Origin of the sequence: Hyphomicrobium sp. CS1BSMeth3 (genome assembly GCF_900117415.1) — a bacterium.
In the GTDB taxonomy this organism is placed as follows: Bacteria; Pseudomonadota; Alphaproteobacteria; order Rhizobiales; family Hyphomicrobiaceae.
This window is the reverse complement of sequence record NZ_FPEI01000003.1, coordinates 144,120-166,470: the sequence shown is the minus strand read 5'-3', so window position 1 is coordinate 166,470 and position 22,351 is coordinate 144,120. Positions and strand designations below refer to the sequence as shown.

Annotated in this window: 25 protein-coding genes; 4 read left to right on the top strand and 21 right to left on the bottom strand. The window is 64.8% G+C overall.

The genetic code is table 11. The annotated features are described in order from the left end of the window. Positions 1–209 precede the first annotated feature (209 nt). Positions 210–605, bottom strand: coding sequence for a cupin domain-containing protein (locus CS1BSM3_RS02450; RefSeq protein WP_348532891.1), 396 nt, complete (start codon positions 603–605; stop codon positions 210–212). A gap of 144 nt (positions 606–749) precedes the next feature. Here CS1BSM3_RS02450 and CS1BSM3_RS02445 point away from each other — a divergent pair, with 144 nt between their 5' ends. Then, on the top strand, positions 750–1,745 hold the full coding sequence (locus CS1BSM3_RS02445; RefSeq protein ID WP_072385386.1) for an amidohydrolase family protein: 996 nt from the start codon (positions 750–752) through the stop codon (positions 1,743–1,745). Between the two features lie 15 nt (positions 1,746–1,760). Continuing rightward, positions 1,761–2,054: a GNAT family N-acetyltransferase gene (locus CS1BSM3_RS02440; protein ID WP_072385385.1), complete on the top strand. Its 294-nt coding sequence runs from the start codon at positions 1,761–1,763 to the stop codon at positions 2,052–2,054. Between the two features lie 286 nt (positions 2,055–2,340). Here CS1BSM3_RS02440 and eutC read toward each other — a convergent pair whose 3' ends face one another. Both eutC and CS1BSM3_RS02430 read right to left on the bottom strand, forming a co-directional pair. Then, positions 2,341–3,129 (bottom strand): ethanolamine ammonia-lyase subunit EutC, encoded by a 789-nt coding sequence (eutC, locus tag CS1BSM3_RS02435; protein ID WP_072385384.1) that lies wholly within the window; start codon positions 3,127–3,129, stop codon positions 2,341–2,343. Next, positions 3,126–4,514: an ethanolamine ammonia-lyase subunit EutB gene (locus CS1BSM3_RS02430; protein ID WP_072385383.1), complete on the bottom strand. Its 1,389-nt coding sequence runs from the start codon at positions 4,512–4,514 to the stop codon at positions 3,126–3,128. The genes eutC and CS1BSM3_RS02430 overlap by 4 nt, the downstream gene beginning before the upstream one ends. Before the next feature lie 347 nt (positions 4,515–4,861). Between CS1BSM3_RS02430 and CS1BSM3_RS02425 the strand changes: the two genes are divergently transcribed. Then, complete coding sequence (locus CS1BSM3_RS02425; RefSeq protein ID WP_072385382.1) at positions 4,862–5,077, top strand: dodecin family protein; 216 nt, start codon at positions 4,862–4,864, stop codon at positions 5,075–5,077. Positions 5,078–5,169: 92 nt separating this feature from the next. Here the strand turns inward: CS1BSM3_RS02425 and CS1BSM3_RS02420 are convergent, their stop codons facing one another. From CS1BSM3_RS02420 to CS1BSM3_RS02375, 10 genes are all read right to left on the bottom strand, one after another. Next, positions 5,170–6,669, bottom strand: coding sequence for a TM0106 family RecB-like putative nuclease (locus CS1BSM3_RS02420; RefSeq protein WP_072385381.1), 1,500 nt, complete (start codon positions 6,667–6,669; stop codon positions 5,170–5,172). Positions 6,670–6,824: 155 nt separating this feature from the next. Beyond that, positions 6,825–7,595, bottom strand: a complete 771-nt coding sequence (locus CS1BSM3_RS02415; protein ID WP_072385380.1) for a L,D-transpeptidase — start codon at positions 7,593–7,595, stop codon at positions 6,825–6,827. Between the two features lie 405 nt (positions 7,596–8,000). Next, a complete protein-coding gene (gene phnE / locus CS1BSM3_RS02410) occupies positions 8,001–8,867 on the bottom strand; it encodes a phosphonate ABC transporter, permease protein PhnE (RefSeq protein WP_083528172.1) in 867 nt (288 codons plus the stop codon). Continuing rightward, positions 8,864–9,775, bottom strand: a complete 912-nt coding sequence (phnE, locus tag CS1BSM3_RS02405; protein WP_072385379.1) for a phosphonate ABC transporter, permease protein PhnE — start codon at positions 9,773–9,775, stop codon at positions 8,864–8,866. Before phnE (CS1BSM3_RS02405) ends, phnE (CS1BSM3_RS02410) begins: the two co-directional genes overlap by 4 nt. Beyond that, positions 9,772–10,680 carry a phosphonate ABC transporter substrate-binding protein gene (gene phnD / locus CS1BSM3_RS02400; RefSeq protein WP_072385378.1) on the bottom strand — a complete coding sequence of 303 codons (909 nt, stop codon included), beginning with the start codon at positions 10,678–10,680 and terminating at the stop codon, positions 9,772–9,774. The genes phnE (CS1BSM3_RS02405) and phnD (CS1BSM3_RS02400) overlap by 4 nt, the downstream gene beginning before the upstream one ends. 73 nt (positions 10,681–10,753) lie before the next feature. Next, complete coding sequence (gene phnD, locus CS1BSM3_RS02395) at positions 10,754–11,683, bottom strand: phosphonate ABC transporter substrate-binding protein (RefSeq protein ID WP_072385377.1); 930 nt, start codon at positions 11,681–11,683, stop codon at positions 10,754–10,756. A gap of 84 nt (positions 11,684–11,767) precedes the next feature. Beyond that, positions 11,768–12,589, bottom strand: a complete 822-nt coding sequence (gene phnC, locus CS1BSM3_RS02390) for a phosphonate ABC transporter ATP-binding protein (RefSeq protein ID WP_072385376.1) — start codon at positions 12,587–12,589, stop codon at positions 11,768–11,770. Positions 12,590–12,761: 172 nt separating this feature from the next. After that, positions 12,762–13,589, bottom strand: coding sequence for a UDP-2,3-diacylglucosamine diphosphatase (locus tag CS1BSM3_RS02385; protein WP_072385375.1), 828 nt, complete (start codon positions 13,587–13,589; stop codon positions 12,762–12,764). Between the two features lie 27 nt (positions 13,590–13,616). Beyond that, complete coding sequence (locus CS1BSM3_RS02380) at positions 13,617–14,015, bottom strand: response regulator transcription factor (RefSeq protein WP_072385374.1); 399 nt, start codon at positions 14,013–14,015, stop codon at positions 13,617–13,619. 31 nt (positions 14,016–14,046) lie between these two features. Continuing rightward, on the bottom strand, positions 14,047–15,210 hold the full coding sequence (locus CS1BSM3_RS02375; RefSeq protein WP_072385373.1) for a ceramide glucosyltransferase: 1,164 nt from the start codon (positions 15,208–15,210) through the stop codon (positions 14,047–14,049). Positions 15,211–15,351: 141 nt separating this feature from the next. Between CS1BSM3_RS02375 and CS1BSM3_RS02370 the strand changes: the two genes are divergently transcribed. Further along, positions 15,352–16,062 (top strand): DUF1045 domain-containing protein, encoded by a 711-nt coding sequence (locus CS1BSM3_RS02370; protein ID WP_072385372.1) that lies wholly within the window; start codon positions 15,352–15,354, stop codon positions 16,060–16,062. Here CS1BSM3_RS02370 and phnN read toward each other — a convergent pair. Genes phnN through phnG form a run of 8 tightly spaced genes read right to left on the bottom strand, consistent with a single transcriptional unit; the run spans position 16,059 to position 22,350 of the window. Beyond that, complete coding sequence (gene phnN / locus CS1BSM3_RS02365) at positions 16,059–16,658, bottom strand: phosphonate metabolism protein/1,5-bisphosphokinase (PRPP-forming) PhnN (protein WP_072385371.1); 600 nt, start codon at positions 16,656–16,658, stop codon at positions 16,059–16,061. The genes CS1BSM3_RS02370 and phnN overlap by 4 nt on opposite strands. After that, positions 16,648–17,790, bottom strand: coding sequence for an alpha-D-ribose 1-methylphosphonate 5-triphosphate diphosphatase (locus CS1BSM3_RS02360; protein WP_072385370.1), 1,143 nt, complete (start codon positions 17,788–17,790; stop codon positions 16,648–16,650). The genes phnN and CS1BSM3_RS02360 overlap by 11 nt, the downstream gene beginning before the upstream one ends. After that, positions 17,787–18,503 (bottom strand): phosphonate C-P lyase system protein PhnL, encoded by a 717-nt coding sequence (phnL, locus tag CS1BSM3_RS02355; RefSeq protein WP_143149064.1) that lies wholly within the window; start codon positions 18,501–18,503, stop codon positions 17,787–17,789. The genes CS1BSM3_RS02360 and phnL overlap by 4 nt, the downstream gene beginning before the upstream one ends. Before the next feature lie 5 nt (positions 18,504–18,508). Beyond that, positions 18,509–19,294 (bottom strand): phosphonate C-P lyase system protein PhnK, encoded by a 786-nt coding sequence (gene phnK, locus CS1BSM3_RS02350; RefSeq protein ID WP_072385368.1) that lies wholly within the window; start codon positions 19,292–19,294, stop codon positions 18,509–18,511. Continuing rightward, positions 19,291–20,166 (bottom strand): alpha-D-ribose 1-methylphosphonate 5-phosphate C-P-lyase PhnJ, encoded by an 876-nt coding sequence (locus CS1BSM3_RS02345; protein WP_072385367.1) that lies wholly within the window; start codon positions 20,164–20,166, stop codon positions 19,291–19,293. Before CS1BSM3_RS02345 ends, phnK begins: the two co-directional genes overlap by 4 nt. Beyond that, positions 20,163–21,263: a carbon-phosphorus lyase complex subunit gene (locus CS1BSM3_RS02340; protein WP_072385366.1), complete on the bottom strand. Its 1,101-nt coding sequence runs from the start codon at positions 21,261–21,263 to the stop codon at positions 20,163–20,165. Before CS1BSM3_RS02340 ends, CS1BSM3_RS02345 begins: the two co-directional genes overlap by 4 nt. Further along, positions 21,264–21,863, bottom strand: coding sequence for a phosphonate C-P lyase system protein PhnH (gene phnH, locus CS1BSM3_RS02335; RefSeq protein WP_072385365.1), 600 nt, complete (start codon positions 21,861–21,863; stop codon positions 21,264–21,266). It abuts the gene before it with no gap. A 4-nt stretch (positions 21,864–21,867) separates the two neighbouring features. Further along, positions 21,868–22,350: a phosphonate C-P lyase system protein PhnG gene (gene phnG, locus CS1BSM3_RS02330; protein WP_072385364.1), complete on the bottom strand. Its 483-nt coding sequence runs from the start codon at positions 22,348–22,350 to the stop codon at positions 21,868–21,870. Between the last annotated feature and the right edge of the window lies 1 nt (position 22,351).

Genomic DNA, 22,351 nt, shown 5'->3' with positions numbered 1-22,351 from the left:
TCCAAAGACGCTTTAGACTCAATATTTCTAAAGCAACTTTGGACTTGAAATTCGCGCCCTGCCCGCAATCGAGGTGAGGCGAATTTCAAGTCCGTTGCTTTAGCCCTTGGGACGCGTGAGCACGATCCGTGAAAACCCCTACGAGCACGCGTTGCGGCCTCGGCGGGCCAGATTGGCGCTCGACATGCGCGTGCCGTTCACGCGAAGGCTCACCTCGCGGTCGGGAGCCAGCGTCGCGGCGTTTCGCGCGCGTCGTCGTAGGCTGCCTCGAACACAGGCGAGGCCAGGATGGCCTGGACACGCAGAATGCCCGAGCCGGTATTGTGAAAGCCGTGCTTGCGACCCGCGGGAATGATCGCCGACTGGCCGGCTGTCAGTTGCCGCCGCTCGCCTTCGACCCAGACCTCTGCCTCACCTTCCAGAACGGTCAGAATTTCCTCGACGGCGTGCAGGTGCGCTGGAGCGCCGAGGCCTGGATCGCACCACTGCTCGAACACGGCGAGCTGCGACGTGCCCGCCGCTGCTGATGCGACCATGCGCGTGAGAACACCTGGCCGCCACTCGTCCTTCGGCTGGCTTGCGTGATCGACAACGGTCATAGGCATGGATCGGCCCCATGGATGAACACTTCCGTTGACAAGGTCCCATTCGGGACGAACTTTGGCAACTGGTCGGGTCCATGCATCCACGCCTGCTCGGGATAGCCCGAGCGCACGGATCTCGGTCGACGTCGGACGGGAGGATTTCACATGCGCGTCGTGGCGCTCGAGGAGCACTTCACGGTCCCCAAGCTCGTCAGCCGCATTGATCCGAGCGCCATCGCGCGTCGCGGATTTCGCGCGCGCCGCGCACCGGCCAACGGCCCCAATCCGCTCGAGCTGGCACCGGAGATCGGCGAGCAGAGGCTGCAGTCCATGGACGAGGCCGGCATCAGCGTGCAAGTGCTGTCGAACACCGGGCCGGGGCCGGATCTCGTGCCGGGCGCCGACGGGATCGCACTCGCCAAGGAGATGAACGATCATCTCGCGGCGGCAATCACCCGCCATCCCGATCGCTTTGCCGGTTTCGCCGTACTTCCCATGCAGAGCCCTGATGCAACAGCCACCGAGCTCGTGCGCGCGGTCAGGGAGCTGGGTTTCATCGGCGCCCTCATCAATGGCACGACCGACGGCCGCTTTCTCGATGACCCGAGCTACGATGGCCTGCTGGCTGCGGCAGTCGAGCTCGATGTGCCGATTTACGTTCATCCGCATCTCGCGCCCGAGGCCGTGCGGCAGGCTTACTACGCAGGTCTCGAGCCCGGTGCGAGCCGCGTCTTGGAGGCGGCCGGCTGGGGCTGGCACTCGGAGACGGCGATCCACATTTTGCGCCTCGTGCTCGCCGGAACGCTCGACCGGCATCCGCGGCTCAAGCTGATCATCGGACACATGGGCGAGATGCTGCCCATGATGATGGCGCGCGCGGACGAGGTCTTCGCGCTGGACGTCGGGCACCTGCAGAGGCCGATCAGCCGCACGATCCTCGATCAGGTCTGGCTGACGACAAGCGGTATTTTCACGGAGCCGCCGTTCCTCGCCGCGCTGCTCACGTTCGGCATCGATCGCATCATGTTCTCTGTGGACTACCCTTATGCATCCAATGCCAAGGGGCGTGCGTTCCTCGATCGCATTTCGCTGGCGCCCTCGGATATGGCAAAGCTCACGCACGGGAATGCCGATGCTCTGTTGAAGCTCAGAGCGGATTGAGGAGCACGAGGCTCAATGACCACCGGGAATGACACGGCATATGCTGTTCGCGACAACCCCGAGCAGCAACGCTTCGAGATGGAGACGAGCGCCGGGCTCGCCGTTGCCGAGTACCGGCGCGACGGCGATACGCTTATCATCTTCCACACAGAGGTGCCGCCGGCCCTGCGCGGGCAGGGCATGGGCGACAAGCTCGTGCGTGGCGTCCTGGAGGATGTCAGGCGGCGCAACCTCAAGGTCGTGCCGCGCTGCTGGTTCGTTCGCGAGTTCGTGGGAAGCCATCCCGAATATCGCGACCTGATCGCGTGAGTGGAGCGCGGGGGTTGCGCTATTTGCCCGTTGCGTACATCTGCAGGGCAACGAAGAGGATGACGAGGTGCGATATGACGAAGAGCAGTACCGGTGCGATGAGCGCTTGCATGGCGGTTCCCCTGGTCTAAGCGAGCTACTTTGATCGTTGGGAACGACAGGCAGTGCCTGAGGTTCTGTTCATTCTGTCGCGGGGGCGCGCCGAAAGGTTCAAAGGGCGCGCGAAATTGTGCGGCGCCCATTGAAATCAAGAAAAATCAGTAAGTTATAATTCTCCCCGCCTGGATCAGGCGGATGGCGGCAGCGCCGGCCTATCGATGCCGCGCCCGTCGGGAAGAAAGATGCCGCTCTCATCCTTGAGAGAGACGCCCGTGAGGCGCCGCGAAAAGGCCTCGCGCATCAACCACGCGGCCTTGAAGGCCGCTTCCTCAAGGCTCATGCCGGCGCCGTGAATGTTCGACAGGCAGTTCCGCTCGCCATCCGTCCGGCCCGGCTCGGGTGCGAAAGTCAGATAGAGACCAAGGCTGTCGGGAGAGGAAAGTCCGGGCCGCTCGCCGATCATCACGAGCGCGAGCCGGGCCCCGAGCAGCGCGCCGATCTCATCACCGATCGCGACGCGCCCCTGCGTGACGACGGCCACGGGCCCCAGCGACCACGCATTCTTCTGGATGTAGGGGATCAACGCCGCGGTCATGCCAATCGCGTGCGCGTGGGCTGCGCGCGCTGAGAGGCCGTCGGCAATCACCAGCGCGATATCGACGCCACCTGTCGGTCGCCGCGCAGAGACGGCTTGGCGGCCCGATGCATCGAGGCGCCGGCCGAGATCCGGGCGCAGGAGGTAGGAATGGCGCGAGACGGCGCTGCTCGAAACCATCAGGTGCGCAAGGCCGAGGTCGTCGAGGCCTGCCGCGAGCTGTGCCGGATCGAGCGGCGTGTGCACGGCATCACGCGCTTGCGCGTGCGCGAGCGCAAACTTCATGGCTTCCGTAGTCGGCAGGCCCGAGCCTGTGCGGCCGAGGGCAATGCGTGCCGGTGTGAGTTCGCTCAAGCGGCGCCAGGCTTCGTCGGAAATCATTGCGCGATCTCCGCCAGAGGACCGAGGAGCTGCAGCGCCTGCCCCGGCGCGATGAGACGGCCGCCTGCACCCGTGATGCCCTGCGCGGCGAGCCACGCTTCGAATTCCGGCGCGCGCTTGAGGCCCAGGACCTCGCGAATGTAGAGCTGGTCGTGGAAGGACGTCGATTGGTAGTTGAGCATCACGTCGTCCGCGCCGGGAATGCCCATGATGTAGTTGACGCCCGCGGCGCCGAGCAGCGTCAGCAGCGTATCCATGTCGTCCTGATCGGCTTCGGCATGGTTCGTGTAGCAGATGTCGCAACCGAGCGGCACGCCCATGAGCTTGCCGCAGAAGTGGTCCTCGAGCCCGGCGCGCACGATCTGCTTTCCGTCGTAGAGGTACTCGGGGCCGATGAACCCGACGACGGTGTTGACCAGCAGCGGCTCGAAGGCCCGGCAGACGGCATACGCGCGCGCTTCGAGCGTCTGCTGGTCTACATCATGGTGCGCGCCTGCCGAGAGCGCCGAGCCCTGTCCCGTCTCGAAGTACATGACGTTGTTGCCGACCGTGCCGCGCTTCAGCGCGCGGCCCGCCTCGAAGCCTTCGCGCAGGACGGCGAGATCAATGCCGAAGGATTTGTTCGCAGCTTCCGTGCCGGCCACCGACTGAAACACGAGATCGACCGGCACGCCGCGATTGATGAGCTCCACTGACGAGGTCACGTGCGTGAGCACGCATCCTTGCGTCGGGATTGCGAGCCGCGAAATGAGCTCGTCGAGCATCTTGAGCAGGTCAGCCAGCACCTGCATGTTGTCGGAAACGGGATTGATGCCGATCACGGCATCGCCGCAGCCATAGGCGAGACCGTCGGCGATCGAGGCAGCAATGCCGCGCAGATCATCGGCCGGATGGTTCGGCTGCAGCCTGACGGCCATCGTTCCCGGCAGGCCGATCGTATTGCGGAAGCGCGTTACGACACTGCATCGGCGCGCGACCGCGATCAGATCCTGGTTGCGCATGAGCTTGCTGACGGCTGCCGCCATCTCGGGCGTCACGCCTGGCGCGATGGCGGCAAGACGCTCGGTCGTTGCCTCTTCGGAGAGGAGCCAGTCGCGGAAGCTGCCGACGGTCTGGCTCGCGATCGGCTTGAATGCAGCGGCGTCGTGCGAATCCATGATGAGGCGCGTGACCTCGTCCTCCTCGTACGGCACGACCATTTCATTGAGGAAAGTGGTCAGCGGTACGTCCGCGAGCGCCATGCGCGCCGCCACGCTCTCCTCGGCGCTCTCGGCGGCGAGGCCCGCGAGCTGATCACCCGACCGGATCGGCGTCGCCTTTGCGAGCAGCGTCCTCATGTCCTCGAACACATAGGCGCGTGTGCCGATGGCGTGGCGATAGCTCATGAATCGTTGTCCTTCTGAACGCGCCTGCTCAACGTATCAGCTCGTATTCCTCGACGTACAGCGTGTGCGTGATCGGATCAGCGTCCCTGCCCGAATTTGGGCAGAACATGCTCAATCTTTCAACTTGATCTCAAATATCTTCACGCACCGTTATGGCGTCGCGTGCCGCAGAATGATCGGTGAGCGCGATACCGTGGCGCGGAAGCCGGAGCCGAGACTTGGCGCACCCGAAGTTTGACGCGCGTTCTGGCCGGTGCTACCGATTTCGAGTTGAGACGGACGGCATCGGCCGTTCTGACGGCCGTGATCGCCCTCGCCTCGCCTGCGCCAACGGTAGGAGGCACGCCATGACGGGCAGCGTCTACAAAATCGTCGAACTTGTCGGCACCAGCACCGAGTCCTGGGAACACGCGGCGAGGAGCGCCATCGAGCGCGCCGGAAATTCGCTGCGCGATCTTCGCATCGCGGAGGTGGTCGAGCAGGACCTTGCTGTCGAGGACGGCAAGGTGAAGGCCTATCGCTGCCGGCTGAAGGTGTCCTTCAAGTACGAGGGCGGCGCCTGATCCGGCCGGCTGCTCTCTGACACTGAACCCGAAAGGCTCCGTCTTTCTTGGCGCGGCTCGTAGTCTCAGCCGCGGAGCGCTCGCGGCCTGCGCTACGACGCCATTCGTCTCACGGCATCGAGGAGTACGCGCGTCGCTCGGCAATCATCCTCGTTGTATTCGAGGATGCGGCTCTTGATCGCCGGGTCCCGCTGCTCGGTCCAGCGCTGATACCATTCGATCGAGGCGGCGCCGGACGGATCGGTGTCGCGCCAGGAAAAGCCCAGGAACTTGGCGAGCGTCTTGATGGAGTGGTCGCGCGTCGGCCACATGGTCGCTGCCTCGACGACATCGAAGTAGAGATCGACGGAGCGATCGCGCGCGAAGAGCGCTTCGACCTCCTCGGCGGTGCAGGCGCCAGGATAGCGCGCCTGCAGTTTGCGGTACGCGGTGCGCTCGTACTTCGAATAGTAGAAGATCACAGCATCGGAGTTGGCGCGCAAATAAGTCCACGCGTCGCGAAATACCTGCTCCTCGGCTTCGCGCGTCGCATCGTCCGCAAAGAACGGAACGAACCTCTCCGAGGCATTGTCGCCGCCACGTCGCTCGAGGAAGCCATGCAGATAGCAGATGTCCTGCATGGGGTCGGCTTCGATATCGAAGAAGATTTCGAGATGGCGCGACGGAAGCTGCAGCGGCTGCAGGAGACGAGGTTGCGGATTGTCGGATTTGATGAGCTTGGCACGCTCATGGAATGTGCGCAGCCGGTCTGCGCCAAGTCCGCGAAAGACGGTTCTGGTGCCGGTGATGTAGGCATCCGGGTTGGCTGAAGCCAAGTCTGCGATGGTCGGGATCTGGTCGATCATCACGGTCTGCAGGCTGCGGCCCAGCTTGGGGATCAGCGTGAGGTCATCGGCCGTCTGGAGCGCATCCAGGCAGTGCGAGTACCAATGGCACAGCTTGCAGCTCGCCGCGTATGCGGGTCTCGTGATGTCTGCACGGCTCAGGATGCGCCGCGCCGAAGAGAGAGCGTCCTGATAGTCGCTCCAGAGCGTGCGCGGGTTGCGCGTACCGTAGAGGACAGCGAAGTCATAGAGCACCTCGTTGCCGAGGATGTCCCAGACATAAGCGCGACGGCCAGCCGAGAAGCCAAGCTGTTCGAGGGCGTCGACGTAGAGCCCGAGCTGGACGGCGTAGTGCTCCTTGGGGGAAGGATCACTGTCCTCATCGCCACCTTCCTCGCCGCGCCCGGACTTGATGTCGATCGGGACGTAGCCTGCACCTTCCATGCGCAGCAGGTCGGGGCTGCCGAGCAGATCGCCCGCCCGCAGCCGGCCCTGGTAGATGAGCGCCACCCCATTCCGCATGGCATCCAGGGTGCGTGCTTCGCGCTCGCCGAGCGGTACGGTGGAGAGGTCCAGCACGGGCTCGATGCCCGCGAGCTTTTCGATCACGGATGCTTCGTACGCGCTCCCGCGCTCCCAAAGCATCCGCACGAACGGACCTATCTCGTCCCGCTGTGTGAGATCGCCGAACGCGTCGAGCATGACGCGGTGGGGGCAGGAGACCAGATCATAGAGGTGCGCGGCGGTGACCGTGGTGGTGCCAGACATGAACGAGACCCCCGGCGTCGCATTCGAACGTCAAAGGTGAGTTGGGATGGAAATGACCCCGTGCTTTTCTCTTCGAGTCTGCGTGCTCAATAAATAGCAAGATGCTTGCCGCCAGATGTGAGTGGCAAACATCAATCCGTGCCTGCCGGCCAATGCTACTTCTTCTTGCTCCGCTTCGGGCTCGGCTCCTCGCCAAATCCAAAGCCCGAGAAGAGAGAGGACATCGGCGCGGACGTGTTGACGCCCGAGTAGTTCGCGACGACGCGCACTGTCGTCCCCACGCGCGCGAGTGTCGTGAGATGGATGACGTGCTGGTTCATCATGCGGAAGCAGCCCGATGATGACGCCCGCCCGATCGAGCGCGCATTGTTGGTGCCGTGAATGCGGTAGATGGTGTTGCCGAGGTAGAGCGCCCGCGCGCCGAGCGGATTGATGACGCCGCCCGAAACCGTGATCGGCAGGCCCGGCTGACGCTTGTGCATCTCAGGCGGCGGCGTCCAGGACGGCCATGAAGCAATGCGGCTGATCCGCTCGGTTCCCGTCCACTCGAAGCCCTCGCGGCCGACCGAGATCGGATAAGCATAGGCGCGACGGTCGGGCAGGACGTAGTAGAGTTTGCGGCCGCCCGTATCGACGATGATCGTGCCGGGGGACTCATTCTTCTCGAGATAGACCACCGGCGGCTTCTCCGGCGCGATGTCGGGCTTCTCGCCGCCATCCATAAATTTGGGATAGGCCGTATTGCCGTAGGTCTTGCGGCGTTCGGCGCGTTCCGCTTCGAGCTGGCGTTCGCGCCGTTCGACGTCGCTTTGGAAAACGGGCGCGCCACCCGGCGCCCACTGGGCCTGCGCCCGCGCCTCGGATGCAGCCCACGTCACCCCAGTGCCTGCGATGACGCAGAGCAGTGCCGACCGAACGAAGTCCATTTGATCCCCCAGATTTTCCGCATCCTCTCACTGCTCTGCCGGCTGTGTCGAGGCCTTGATCGATGGGCTCCTAGTGTGATGATCGAGAAATTCGCCGCATCTCGGGGCACGGTATCGAGCGAATTTCTCGATCTGAATCACACTAGCAAGTTTATGATTCTAGTGTCCCTTTTGATTCCGAAATTCGCTCGGGATGCCAGCATCGAGGTCAGGCGAACTTCGGAATCGGGACACTAGTGTGAGGCCAGATCAGCTCACCATGGTGACATCATCATCCATGAGCTTGGTTCGCGTCCAGAAGCAGCCGCGGGCGATACCTGGCGGGATGGAGCGCCCCCGCGCCCGGCAGGGCCGTAGCGCTTTGGAAATACACAATAAAGTTGATCGCGGTGGGTGCGGCGTTGTTCACACCGCGACCGAGGACTTGCCGATTATCGCGTGCCGGAGGTGGGCCGAAAGCCAATCGATCGCGGCGACGGCCGCGAGAATCAGCAGGATGAGGAACGCGACGCGGTCCCACTCGAAGGTGCGAATCTGCTCGACCAGATGCAGTCCGATGCCGCCGGCGCCGACAATGCCGATGATGGTCGCCGAGCGCGTATTCGACTCGAAGAAGTAGAGCACCTGCGAGAGCATCACGGGCATGACCTGCGGCAGGAGTCCGAAGCGGACCTGGTGCACTCGGCTGCCGCCCGCTGCCGTCACGCCTTCGACCGGCTTGCGGTCCGACGCCTCGATGGCCTCCGAGAAGAGCTTGCCGAGCGTGCCGATGTCCGACGTCATGATCGCGAGGACGCCGGCGAACGGCCCGAGGCCGACGACGTTCACCCAGATGAGCGCCCAGATGAGCGTATCGATGCCGCGCACGGTGTCGAGCGACCGTCGCGTCATGAACTGGAAGATGCGTACGGGCACGACATTGCGCGCGGCGAGCAGGCCGAGCGGAAAGGCGAACAATGCAGCCAGCATCGTGCCGAGGAAGGCGATGGCAACGGTCTCGGCGAGGGAGTGAAGGTAGACGAGCGCGTTTGCCCATGAGCCGGCATTCGGCGGGACCATGAGCACGACGAATTTACCGAGATCGCCGAAGCCCTTCACGATCCTCCAGAAGGAGACATCGAGGCGCCAGAATGCGAACACGGCAAGCGCGATCAGCACGCCCACGAGCAGCGCCATCTTGAGGCGCGAGAGAGCTTGTGCCCGCAGAAGACCGGCTTGGCCGGCAAGGATTGCCGGGTCGGCCGGCAGCACCAATTGGCGGCGTTCGCTCATGGGCGCATTCCCTGCCCAATGAAGTGATGGCGCATGCGCTCGGTCGCGACGTCGATGATCATGACCGTGGCAATGATCAGCAGAAGCACGGCCGAGACATCGGAATAGTAGAACTTGCGGATGCTCTCGATCAGATCCTGGCCGATGCCGCCGGCACCGACGAAGCCCATGACCGAGGCGCCGCGCACATTGATCTCGAAGCGCAGCAGGCCATAGCTTGCGAAATTTGCGAGCACCTGCGGAACGACGGCGAGATGCACGGTCTGCCACCAGGTGGCTCCGGTGGCCGTCACGCCCTCCACGGGCTTCATGTCGATGTTCTCGACCACCTCGGCAAAGAGCTTGCCCAGAGCGCCGGTCGTGTGAATCGCGAGCGCCAGGACGCCAGGCAGAGGGCCGAGGCCGAAAGCCACGACGAAAATGAGCGCGAAGACGAGCTCCGGCACTGTGCGGCAGAACTCGAGGAGCCGCCGGATGAGGCCGCGCGTCCAAGCGTTGGAGTTCAAGTTTACGCTGGCGAGAAAGCACAGGAAGAACGCGGCGATCGTCCCGAGCAGCGTGCCGAGATAGGCAATAAGAAGCGTGTCGCCGAGCAGCGCCAGCCACTTCTTCCAGCCCCAGAACCATTCAGCGGGATCCGTCCAGACGGGTGCGCCGCTCTCGAGATAGAAGAGCCGTACGATATAGTTGGTGAAGCGATCGATATTCGCGAAGAGCTTGGCGAGGTCGACTTCCGCGACGCCGCCGGCCACCAGTGACGCGATGATGATGGCCACGATGAGCAGCAGCGTGCTGCGCCGCTTGGCGGCGTTGGCACGTGCATAAGCCTCAGCGAGCGGAGTGAGCTGGTGGTCGGGCAGGCGGGGCAATGCAACCCCGCCTGCTGCGCCAGGTGAAGTGGCGGTCATGATGGCTTGCGACGCAGGCGATCGACGAAGCGGTTGAGGTCGATAATGACCTGGTAGTCCTCGTGCTTCACCTCATGATAGCCGGTCGCATTGCCGTCGCTGATGCGCAGCCATGCTTCGCGTCCTTTCACGGGCGCTTCGAGGAAAGCGCGCTTGATGTCGGCCTTCATGGCCTCGGGCAGCGAGCGCTTGAGGGTCGTGGGCGAGCCGGGAATGAGGTCCGACTTCATGATGATGCGCACGCTATCCGCCTTCACGGCGCCACGCGCGGCCATGCGCAGGAGATTCGACTCCTTCTCGGTATTCCACCAGTTGAATGCTGCGTCGCACGTGCCCTGCAGGAGCGCGGTCACGGCATTCTCATGGCTGCCGGAATAGAGAAGCTTGCCGAAGAAGGCATCTGGGTCGATCCCCATCTTGTCCATGGCAAAGCGTGGGACGTTGTTGCCGGACGTGGAGTTCGGATCGACGAGGCAGAGGTTCTTGCCCTTGAGGTCCTGGATGCTCTGCGCCTTGTCGTCGGCGCGCACGTAGAGCACCGAGTAGTAGCCGACAGCGCCCGCGGAGTTCATGGCTGTGGCGAACGGCTCGACGTCGCCGTTGGTCACCTGATAGGCGCGCGCATAAGCCGAAGGACCGAAGTGGGCCACATGCACCTGGCCTGAGCGCATGGCCTCGATGACGGCCGCGTAGTCATTGGCGACGCGGAGGGTCACTTTGACGCCGAGCACCGTGGAAAGGTGCTGCATGAGCGGCTCGTAGCGGTTCAGCACGCCGCCGGCATTCTCGGACGGGATGATCGAGAACACGACCTCGGGATACTGCGCGCGCCAGTCGCTCGCACCTGCGGGAGCAGCAAGCAGCGTTGCGGCTGCTGCCGTGAGAATAAATCGGCGAGTCCACATGAAGACCTCCATCGGATTGGATTGCGGGCGCGAAGCCGTCGGCCGCGCGCCCGCGTAGCTCGGATCTGAGGCCTTAGGAGCCCGACTTCTTGCGGAGCGAGTCGACGAACTTGATCAGCTCGACGACCGGCTCATAGGCCGCGTGCTCGACCGATTCGAAGGGGCGCTGCTTGCCGCCATAGATGCCGTCGAACGTCGCCTTGTCCTTGGTCGCGATGTTGAGGACGGCGTCACGGACCGAGGCCTTCAGATCCGCCGGCAGGCTCGCCAGATAGGCCATCGGCGAGTTCACGATCTGAGCGGACTTGAAGATGATGCGGAAGTTCTCGGCCTTGACGAGCCCGCGGCCCGACATGCGCATCAGGTTCGATTCCTGCTCGTCGTTCCACCAGTTGAACGCGCCGTCGCAGGTGCCCTGGTCGACCGCGAGCACGGCATTCTCGTGCGATCCCGAGTAGACGACCTTGCTGAAGAACTTGTCGGGATCGATGCCCATCTTGTCCATGGCAAAGCGCGGGACGTTGTTGCCGGACGTGGAGTTCGGATCGACGAGGCAGAGGTTCTTGCCCTTGAGGTCCTCGATCTTCTGGAAGGGCGAGCTGGCCTTCACATAGAGCACCGAGTGATAGCCGCGCGTGCCGTCGTTGTTCACTTCGATGGCGAACGGCTCGATGCTGACGCCGGTAGCCCTGGCGCGGGCGTAGGAAGCCGGGCCGTACATGGCGATGTGGATGTTGCCTGCGCGCTGGCCCTCGATGACCGCCGCATAGTCATTGGCGATGCGCAGGGTGACTTTCGTGCCGAGCTCGCGGCTCAGGTACTCGACGAACGGCGTGTAGCGCGTCGTGGTGGTGCTCGCATTCTCATGCGGAATGACCGCGAAGACCAGCTCCGGGAACTTCGACTTCCACTCCTGAGCCTTTGCCGGGCCGGCGCCGAGCGCGAGGCCGTTCGTGAGCGCAAGACCGGCGGCGCCGGCAAGTACAAGACGACGATTCAGCATGATGTCCTCTATCGGTTAGAGTGTCGTGAGCTTGGGCATGTTGTGACGCTGGCGTGCGGTGCCCTCGCTGCCGCAGCGTTCAGATCAGGCGGCGACGGCCTCTCCGAGCGCAGGTACGCCCTGCTTCTTCTCGCTGTCCTGAGCCTCCCCACTGCCGCCGAGCACATCATCGGCTTCGAGGCCGTAGAGCTCGCGTGCGACCTCGTCGGTCAGCATTTCGGGGGCAGCGTCAAAGACGACCCGTCCGGCGGCCATGCCGATCAGCCGGTCGCAATAGGTGCGGGCGAGATCCAGCGAGTGCAGATTGCAGAGGACGGTGATGCCGTAGTGCTTGTTGATGCGCAGCAGCGCATCCATCACGATCTTGGTATTGCGCGGATCGAGCGAGGCCACGGGCTCGTCGGCGAGAATGAGATCCGGCTGCTGGACCATGGCGCGGGCGATGGCCACGCGCTGCTGCTGGCCGCCCGAGAGCTGCTCCGCGCGTTGCGCCGCGAGTGCGCCGATCTCGAACTGCTCGAGAGCCGAGAAGGCGATGGCCTTGTCGTTCTCGCTCCACATGCGCGTCACGGCCCGCAGGGTCGACACATCCGCGAGGCGTCCGGTCAGAACATTCGTCAGGACGTCCAGGCGCCCCACCAGATTGAACTGCTGGAAGATCATGGCCGCCCGAGCCCGCCAGAGCCGGAGCTCGCGGCCCTTGAGCGACGTCACATCGCGGCCGTCGAAGAAAATGCGGCCCTCGCTCGGATCGACGAGGCGATTGATCATGCGCAGAAGCGTGGACTTGCCGGCGCCAGAGCGGCCGATGACACCGACGAAACCGCCGCGCGCCACTTCAAACGAGGCTCCAGACACAGCGGCGACCTTACCGAACCGCCGCGAGACGCCGTCGAGAACGAGCATGGGACCTCTTTGCAGTTGGATCGCCCTATGCCGGCAACACCTAGTTCGGCGGTGCAACAGCCATGTGACGATTTCCTAGGCCCTCATCGGCGCACTTTCGCATCGCGGCGCGTGCGTCATCTGAACGTCATATTGGAGGGGAACAGAGGGCGGGGGGCGGTAGTGTGACGCCTCAGCCGACGGCGTACGTCGGCTCGGGGACGGACTTGGACTGGCTCCAGGTGGCGTCGGCCGCCCAGTGGACGAGACGCAGCTCACCTTCATGTGACTCGACGATCGCCGTGCAGCTTTCGACCCAGTCACCGCAGTTCAGATAGTGGACGTCGCCGATGTTGCGATCGGCCGCAAAGTGAATGTGCCCGCAGATGATGCCGTCGGCGCCATGGCGGCGCGCCTCACCCGCAACGGCCTCCTCGTAGGCGCCGATGAAAGCGACGGCCTTCTTCACGCGGTTCTTGAGGTAGGCGGAGAATGACCAGTACCCAAGCCCGAGGTGACGGCGGATCCAGTTCAGTGGATTGTTGAGCCAGAGCGCGGTCTCGTATCCGCGGTCACCCAGAAATGCCAGCCATTTGGCGTTGCGCACGACGATATCGAACTCGTCGCCGTGCATGACGATGTAGCGGCGGCCGGTCGCCGTCAGGTGGACGCAGCTCTGATGAATCTCGATGCCGCCGAAGTGCATTCCGCAGAAATCGCGGAGCCCTTCGTCGTGATTTCCCGGAATGAAGATGATTCGCGCGCCCTTGCGCACTTTGCGGAGCAGCTTCTGGAGCACATCGTTGTGCGCCTGCGGCCAGTGCGGGCCGCGGCGGACCTTCCAGAAGTCGACGATATCGCCGACGAGGTAGAAAGTGTCGGCCTCTACCGTGCGCAGGAACTCCAAAAGCGCGTGAGCCTGGGAGGTGCGCGTGCCGAGATGGATATCGGAAATGAATACGGCCCGATAGCGCACGTCGGGTATGTCGTCCAGTTGCTCGGGCGGGGTGGCGTATTGCATAGCCCAAGCTCCTAAGAGATTCAGGTATCAGCCGGATGACAGCAAGAGCTGCTGCATGCGCGAGAGCACATCACCCAATGCAAATGGCTTGGGGATAAAGGCCTCGACGCCGAGTTCGCTTGCCCGCTTCCGATCCTCGGGGTTCGTCCGCGCGGTCAGCATGAAGACCGGCAGCGCGCGCGTGTGGGCGTTCTGGCGAAGCTGCCGAAGGATTTCGATGCCGGAGAGGCCCGGAACGACCCAGTCGAGGACGACAAGGTCGGGCGGGTCACTGAGCAGGCGCCTCAGCGCGACCGTGCCATGCGCCGTCCACTCGACCTCGAAACCCATGGCATCGAGATTGTAGTGCAGCAGCAGAGCAAGGCTCTCGTCATCCTCGATGAGAGCTATCCGCGGTGCTGACTTTGCGGGCAAATGCGTGCCCATGGTTTCTGGTCCCGAGGCTGGAGCACGCGGCTCACCTGATTCCGACGGCGCTCTCAGTGGTCATGCTGGCCGAGCCACCTGGCTGCCAGGCAACCTTGTGCCCGCCCCACTGGTAACCATGCGCGGTCCAGGCCCGCAGCCAGATCACGGGAATGAGCAGATCGCGCAGGAGCCAGGACACGGGCGCGCGCCAGGAGAGGTGCCATCCGCCTGTCCGCGCAAGAAGCGCCTCACCGCCGAACCAAAGAGCAGCCAATGCGGCAACGGCGATAGCCGGCGGGAGGCCGAATGCCGGCGCGGCGACGATCATCGCGAGCAGAGGGGCGGCGCTTCCCGTCAGAAGCTCGAGTGCGAACCAGCCGGGGAACGTCAGGCGGCGCAGTTGCGCCCACCGGAGCTGCCGCGCGAAAACGTTGCCGGCAGAGCGCTGGCCCAGGGGCTGGAAGAAAGAGGGCCCGGCAAGACGGATGCGGAGGCCTGCATTGCGCACGATTTTTGTCGTCGCTGCATCCTCGGCGAGCTCCGAGCCGAGCGCGGCAATGCCACCCTGGCTCTCCAGCACATCCCGGCGGAAGAGCATGGTCTTGCCCTGCGCGAACCCGAGCCCGAGGCTGTCGGCGGCATACTGCCAGCGCGCCTGGTAGGTATTGAGAAACGCGCATTCCACCTCGGCCCAGAAGCCGGCCGGCGCGCTGCCGATCGGTGGCGCGCAGACAGCGCCCGTATCCGATGTCCAGGCCGTCAGAACCTGCTCGAGATAGTCGGGCGGAAGCATGAGATTGCTGTCCGCGAAGACGATCCAGTCGTACTTCGCGTCCTGCCAGCCCTTGAGCATGTTGTTGAGCTTCGGATTGGCGCTGATGCGATCATCGCCAATGAGCAGGCGGGCCTGGACGTGCGGATACTCCGCGATGAGCTTGCGCACGGTGGCGACGGCGGGGTCGCTGTCCGATGCGGCGCAGAAAATCACCTCGTGATGCGGGTGCGTCAGATTGAACGACGACCGCAGCGTCTCTTCCTCGTGAGCTCCGAGGTCGCGGATCGTACGCACAAGCGCGACGCCGACGGCCGGACGCCCTCCCGAAGTTGGCGATTTGGATCGATGGCATCGCCACATCGCCAGGCCGATGGAGAAGAGGTGAACGGTCGTCGCAACGAGGACGAAGGCGAGAGCGGCGGAAACGGTGGTAGGCATTCCTGGCTCGCGAGTCGAGGTTCTACCTCTCTCCTGACCAGAGTCGCACGACGCAGGTGTGACATCCGCCGATTACATCTCAACCGGCGCCGCGCCAGATTGTCACAAACCTGTTGCCGCAGCCGGCTAGCATTCCGCACGATGCGCTACGCGATCTATTTCACACCGCCGCCGGAGACAACTCTCTGGCGCTTCGGGTGCTCTGTGCTTGGCTATGATGCCGCGACGCGTGGGGCTGCCGCCTATCCCAAGCACGGGTTGTGGCACGAGCCGTGGTTCGTGCGCGCTCAGGAAACGCCTGCCCGTTACGGATTTCATGGCACTCTGAAGGCGCCGTTCGCGCTCGCCCCCGGAATGACGGAACACGCCCTCTTGGAGCGCGCCGCAGAGCTGAGCCGACATTGGGCGCCGATCTACTTACCGGCGCTGGAAGTCGCATCCCTGGGTAGTTTTGTGGCGCTGCGTCCGCTCGCCGAGGATGCCGAGCTCAATCGGCTGGCGGCTGCGTGTGTGCGGGAGTTCGATGATTTTCGCGCACCGCTCGACGATGCGGATCGCGCTCGGCGCCTCTCTCAGGTGCTCACGCAGCGCCAGCATGAGCATCTCGATCGCTGGGGCTATCCTTATGTTTTCGACGACTTCCGCTTCCACATGACGCTCACGGGATCGATCCCGAAATCACTTCAGCCGCAGGTGCTGGAGGCGCTGCAGGACCTTCATCGCCGTACGCGTGCGGCAGTCTGGATCGATGCGATTTCAGTGCTCGTTCAGCCCACGCGAGAGAGCAGGTTCGTTCTGCTCGAGCGGTTCGCGCTCCGCGCCGATGTTCCGGCAATCAGTTTTGGGCCTTAGGGGCGACCAGGGAAAGACCGCAAGGCGGCGACGAGTGCAGCCACGCCATCGGCGAGTGTGCCGGAGTTATCGATCCGCACGTCAGCCTCGCCCGGGTCGAAATCAGAGACCTTGCGCATGAGACGCGCCTGAACGCTTTCCGCGGGCTCGCGTCCACGCTGCGCCAGTCGCTCGGCACGGACCGCGAGGGGACACTCGATCAGGACGAGGTGGACCTGGGCATAGCGCTGTCTTGCGGCGCCCGTGATGGCGCGCGAGCTGTTGACGATCACCGTCTGTCCGCGCCCGATCATCTCGTCGATGCTTGCCGGCACGGCGTAGCTTAGCCCGTGCGCTTCCCAGGTGAGTGCGAACTGCCCCTCCTGTGCGGCCTTGGCGAATTCCGCATCGCTTATGGGGATGTGCTTTTCCGAGCCGTGGGGTGGACGCGTGATCGTGCGCTCGGGAAAGACAAAGCGGCTGTCGTCCGCAAGGATCGAGCGCGCGCCGACGATCAGCGCATCCTTGCCGACGCCGCTCGCGCCGACGATGAGCGCCAGAACACCGGGCCCGAGCGGAGAAGAAACCCGAGCGCCTTCTCGCGCATCAAGAGACACGCCGCCCCTCCCGATAGACCTCGCGGACAACGGGCTGGCCATCGACCAGACGAACGCGCACGAGATCGGCGCGCTTGCCTTCGGCAATCTCACCGCGATCTTCGAGGCTTGCGGCACGGGCCGGATTGAGCGTCACGGTGCGCAATGCCTTGGCGAGGCCGAAGCCCTCGATGCGCCGGGCCAGCTCGAAAGCGCCGAAGAGCAGGCTCGCCGGCACGTAGTCCGAGGACAGGATATCGAGGTGGCCGGCGCGCGCGAGCGCCTCCGCTGCGACATTGCCCGAATGCGAGCCGCCACGGACGACATTGGGCGCGCCCATCAGGACATCGATCCCGGCCTCGTGCGAGAGGCGCGCGGCTTCGAGGGAGGTCGGAAACTCCGCTATGGCCACGCGATCGGTGATGGATTCGTCCACGTGCGCGGGCGTCGTGTCGTCGTGGCTCGCGAGTACGACACCGCGCTCGCGCGCCAGAGCGACGATGCACGCGCGATGGCGCTTGTAGTTGCGCTCGTGCATGACGCGCTTCGTCTCGATCAGCCGGTCCAACTGGTCGGGCGGAAAGCCCGACTTCCCACCGTAGTAGGTGCGCCAGGCATCGAGGCTCGCGAACTGGCGCGCGCCCGGCGTGTGGTCCATGAGCGAAATGAGATCGACGCGGTGCCGTCCCATGGCGGCTTCAGCTTCCTCCAGCACGCCATCGGCGGTCAGCTCGCACCTCAGGTGCAGGCGGTGGTCGGCGCGGAGCAGGTCGCGCTCACGTGCCTGCGCGAGGCTCCCGATGACCGAGACGATCTCGTTGGCCTGCGGCGCATAGTCGACATCGCGGCCCGCGCGGATGCAATCGAAAACCGTCGTGATGCCGGACGCCGCGATCTGAGCGTCGAATGCCATGATCGCTGAGGCCTCAGGCCAATGAACCTTCGGACGCGGCTTCAGGTGGGTCTCGAGGTGATCGGTATGCAGTTCGATGAGGCCAGGAATGACAAGATCGCCGGACACGTCGATGCTGTCGCGGGGCGCGGCACCGCGGCCGATCTCGACGATCACGCCGTCGCGAACCGCCACCCACCCCTCGATGATCTCATCGGCGAGGGCCACTTTGGCATTGGCGAAAACGAGATCGCGGGTCATCGGGCTGAGGCCTCAGGTGCAAACTTGGTGACGTCGATGACGCGGTCGGCAACACGATCGCGGACATCCTCATCGTGGAAGATGCCGAGAAGGGCCGCACCGGCGCGTTTGCGCGCTTCGATCAGTTCGACGACGGCGGCGCGGTTCGCGCCATCGAGCGAGGCGGTCGGCTCGTCCAGAAGAAGAATGGGCCGCTCGGCCGCAAATCCGCGCGCAATGTTGATGCGCTGCTGCTCGCCGCCGGAGAATGTCGCCGGCGGGAGGTGCCAGAGGCGCTCCGGCACATTGAGCCTTTCGAGCAAGGAAGCCGCCTTGGCACGTGCAGCCGGCTCATCGAGACCGATCTCGCGCGCCGAGGAGGCGACGATGTCGAGGGCGCCAATGCGCGGGATCACGCGAAGAAACTGGCTCACATAGCCGATCGTGCTCTGGCGGAGCGTGAGCACCGCGCGTGGCACGGCGCGCGCAATATCCACCCAGCCCGTGGGGCCGTTGATGTCGATGCGGCCGCCGTCCGCGCGGTAGTTGCCGTAGATCATTTTGAGGATCGACGACTTGCCCGTGCCCGAGGGACCGCCGAGCACGACACATTCGCCGCCGCGAACCGCGAACGCGACATTGTTCACGACCGGCAGCCGCGCGCCGCCGCGCAGATGCATCACGAACGTCTTGGTGACGGCATCGAGGCGGATCATTTCGCGATCGAGGGACATGGCGGTCATGCCTGAAGGATCGAGGCAACGAGGAGCTGCGTGTAAGGCTCGCGCGGATCGTCGAGCACCTGGTCGGTGAGGCCCGTCTCGATAACGCGGCCGTGGCGCATGACGACAATGCGGTGGGAGAGCAGCCGCGCGACTGCGAGATCGTGCGTCACGATCACGGCGGCGAGGCCATAGTCGCCGACGAAGCTGCGGATGAGGTCGAGCAGGCGCGCCTGCACGGAGACGTCGAGACCGCCTGTCGGCTCGTCCATGAAAATGAGCCGTGGACGCGTCACCATGTTCTTGGCGATCTGGAGACGCTGCCGCATGCCGCCGGAGAACGTATCCGGCCGATCGTCGATGCGGTCGCGCGCGATCTCGACGCGCTCGAGCCACTGCTCGGCCTCGGCACGAATGCGGCCATAGTGCCGCCAGCCGGTGGCCATAAGCCGCTCACCGACGTTGCCGCCGGCCGAGACGCCCATGCGAAGACCGAGCCGCGCATCCTGGTGGACAAATCCCCAATCCGTACGGAGCAGGAAGCGCCGCTCGGCTTCTCCAAGCGCGAAAAGATCTCGCTCCTCGCCGTCGCGCATCCGGTAGCGCACGCTTCCGGCACTCGGCAGAAGCTGGGTCGAGAGCAGCCCGAGCAGCGTCGACTTGCCCGATCCCGACTCGCCGACGACGGCGACGACCTCGCCCTCGTGGATATCCAGCGATACATCGGCGCAGCCGAGATGGGGCCCGTAGTGCTTCGAGAGCCCTTCGGCGACGAGCAGCGGGCGGTCGTCCTGCGCGCTCATCGTGGCACCTCGTGAAGGCCGTGGCCGGCCTCGCTGGGAGCTGCGCGCTGGCTCTCGCAGAAGTCGGTGTCGGAGCAGACGAACATGCGGCCGCCGCGATCGTCGGTGACGACCTCGTCGAGGTAGATGCCCTCGGATCCGCAGAGTGCGCAGCCGCGATCGAACTTGGTTCGCTCGAAAGGGTGATCCTCGAAATCGAGGCTCACGACCTTCGTATAGGGCGGTAGCGCATAGATGCGCTTCTCGCGGCCCGCGCCGAAGAGCTGGATCGCCGGACACATGTCCATTTTCGGGTTGTCGAACTTCGGCGTCGGCGAGGGATCCATGATGTAGCGGCCGTCGACCTTCACCGGGTAGGCGTAGGTCGTCGCAATATGGCCGTGGCGCGCGATGTCCTCGTAGAGCTTGACCTGCATGAGGCCGTAATCCTCGAGCGCGTGCAGGCGGCGCGTTTCGGTCTCGCGCGGCTCCAGGAAGCGGAGCGGCTCCGGGATCGGCACCTGATAGACAAGGATCTGGCCTTCGCGAAGCGGCGCTTCGGGAATGCGATGGCGCGTCTGGATGACCGTTGCTTCGCTCGTGTGCGTCGTCGTCGCGATGCCGGCCGTGCGCTCGAAGAACTTGCGGATCGACACGGCGTTCGTCGTGTCGTCGGCGCCCTGGTCGATGACCTTCAGCGTATCGTCGGCGCCGAGCACCGACGCCGTCACCTGAACGCCGCCTGTTCCCCAGCCGTAAGGCATCGGCATTTCGCGGCTCGCGAAGGGCACCTGATAGCCGGGGATGGCCATTGCCTTCAGGAGCGCGCGGCGGATCATGCGCTTGGTCTGCTCGTCGAGGTAGCCGAAGTTATAGGTGGCCGCGTCGCTCATTCCGCCGCCTCCTTGCGTTGCGCGTCTTCCCACTCGCGCCGCATCTGGCGGACGAGCTGCAACTCGGCCTGGAAATCGACGTAGTGCGGCAGCTTCAGATGCTCGACGAAGCCGGTCGCCTGCACGTTGTCGGCGTGCGAGAGAACGAATTCCTCGTCCTGGGCCGGCGCGACGATCTCCTCGCCGAGCTCGCGTGCGCGGAGCGCGCGGTCGACCAGCGCCATGGACATGGTTTTGCGCTCGCAATGACCGAATGCGAGCCCATAGCCGCGCGTGAACTGCGGCGGGCTCTCGGCGCTCCCTTTGAACTGGTTCACCATCTCGCATTCCGTGACGGTGATCGTGCCGAGCGGCACCTCGAAGCCGAGCTCTTCCGGGGCCAGGTGGACCTCGACCTCACCTAGGCGGATCTCGCCCGCAAAGGGGTGCGTGCGGCCATATCCGCGCTGCGTCGAGTAGCCGAGCGCGAGCAGAAGGCCTTCATCGCCGCGCGCGAGCGACTGAAGTCGCAGGTCGCGCTCGGCGGGAAAGGAGAGGGGATCGCGCGTCAGGTCGCCGACAGGCGCGGCGCTCTCCGTCTCCGGGTTCGGCTCGATGAGCCCCTGATGCCCGAGCAGATCGGCCACGTGCGGGACCTTTGCATCCTCCGAGACCGGCTTGCGGGCCGGGGATGAGGGCGTGCCGGCGGCGCCGCCATTGAGGCTGTCGTCGAGCAAACGATGCGTGTAGTCGAACGTCGGACCCAGGACCTGGCCACCGGGCAGATCCTTGAACGTCGCCGAGATCCGGCGGCGGATCGTCATCGCGCTCGTCTCGATTGGCTCGGCATAACCGAAGCGCGGCAGCGTGGAGCGATAGGCGCGCACGAGGAAGATCGCTTCGATCAAATCGCCACGTGCCTGCTTGATGGCCAACGCGGCGAGATCGCGATCATAGAGCGAGCCCTCGGACATCACGCGGTCGACGGCAAGCGTGAGTTGCTCGCGGATCTGCTCGGTGGTGAGCTCGGGAACGGCAGGATCGCCACGCCGCTCCTTCGCGAGCAACGTGTGAGCTGCCGCGATGGCGCTCTCGCCTCCCTTGACGGCGACGTACATTCAGGCGCTCTCCACGATCCTGGTGCTTCTCGGCAGAGCCGCGAGCTCCACGGAGGTAACAAAGATGAGATCGACGCCGCGCGGAAAGTGCGCGCGGTTGGCGGCGAGCTGCTGCGGGAAATCGGCGGGTACTGGCGCGGCGCTGAAGGCCATGCGCTCGCGGATGCCGGGGCCGCTGAAGTGCCAGCCGTGATTGGCAAGCGCTTCGACCTGCACGATCAGCGTCGTCGAGCGATCGGGATACTCGGGCGTTCCCTCGGCGAAAGTCGCGAGCGCCGGCATGTCGGCGGGCGCGGCGATGACGGCGAAGTCGGCCTCGCGGCGCTGGCGCGTGAGGCGCGCACCGGTGTGGAAGCGCAGGAAATCGCTGACGGCCGGGTTTTCGGAAAGCGTGTCGTCGAGCCAGATCGATGTCTCGTAGTCGGCGAGGGCAAGCAGCAGGCTTGCGGACGTGCCGAGCAGCGGCGATGGCGGCGTGAGCGAAGAAGCAAGCCGCGCGATGCGCCCAGGATGCGCCATGGCATCCAGCGCGGCACGGAAAACCTTCTGCGCGTCATGCACTGGATCAGCGAAGCCGCGCTCGATTGCCTCGACGCTCATCGGATCAGTCCTCGCCGCGGACGAGTGTGAAGAACTCGACGCGCGTCGCCTCCGCCTCTTCGCGCGTGGCGCGTCGCTCGCTCTCCAGCCGCTCGGCGACCGGGCGAACGAGATGCTGAACGATCGATCGGCGATATTCGGGACGCTGGCCCGCAGCTTCCAGAACGGCAGCGAGGCGCGCCCGCGTCTTCGAGCGGCCGAGGAGATAGGAAAAGCCCGTTTCGCCGGTGCCGAGGCGCACGGCCGCGCGGGTGACCGTCGCCTCTCCGAAATTGAAAGGGGCGCCGCTGCCGCCGATCCGGCCGCGCAACATCACGAGACCGGTTTCGGCGGGGCGGATGTCCGTGGCTTCGGGCCGAGGATCGAGCGCATCGATCGCCGATGTGAGCTCCGCCTCGGTCGCGTGCGCGCAGATCTCCATAAGCTCCTGACGCGCACTGACGACACGCGCATCCGGGTGATCATGAATCCGTTGAGCTTCGGGCATG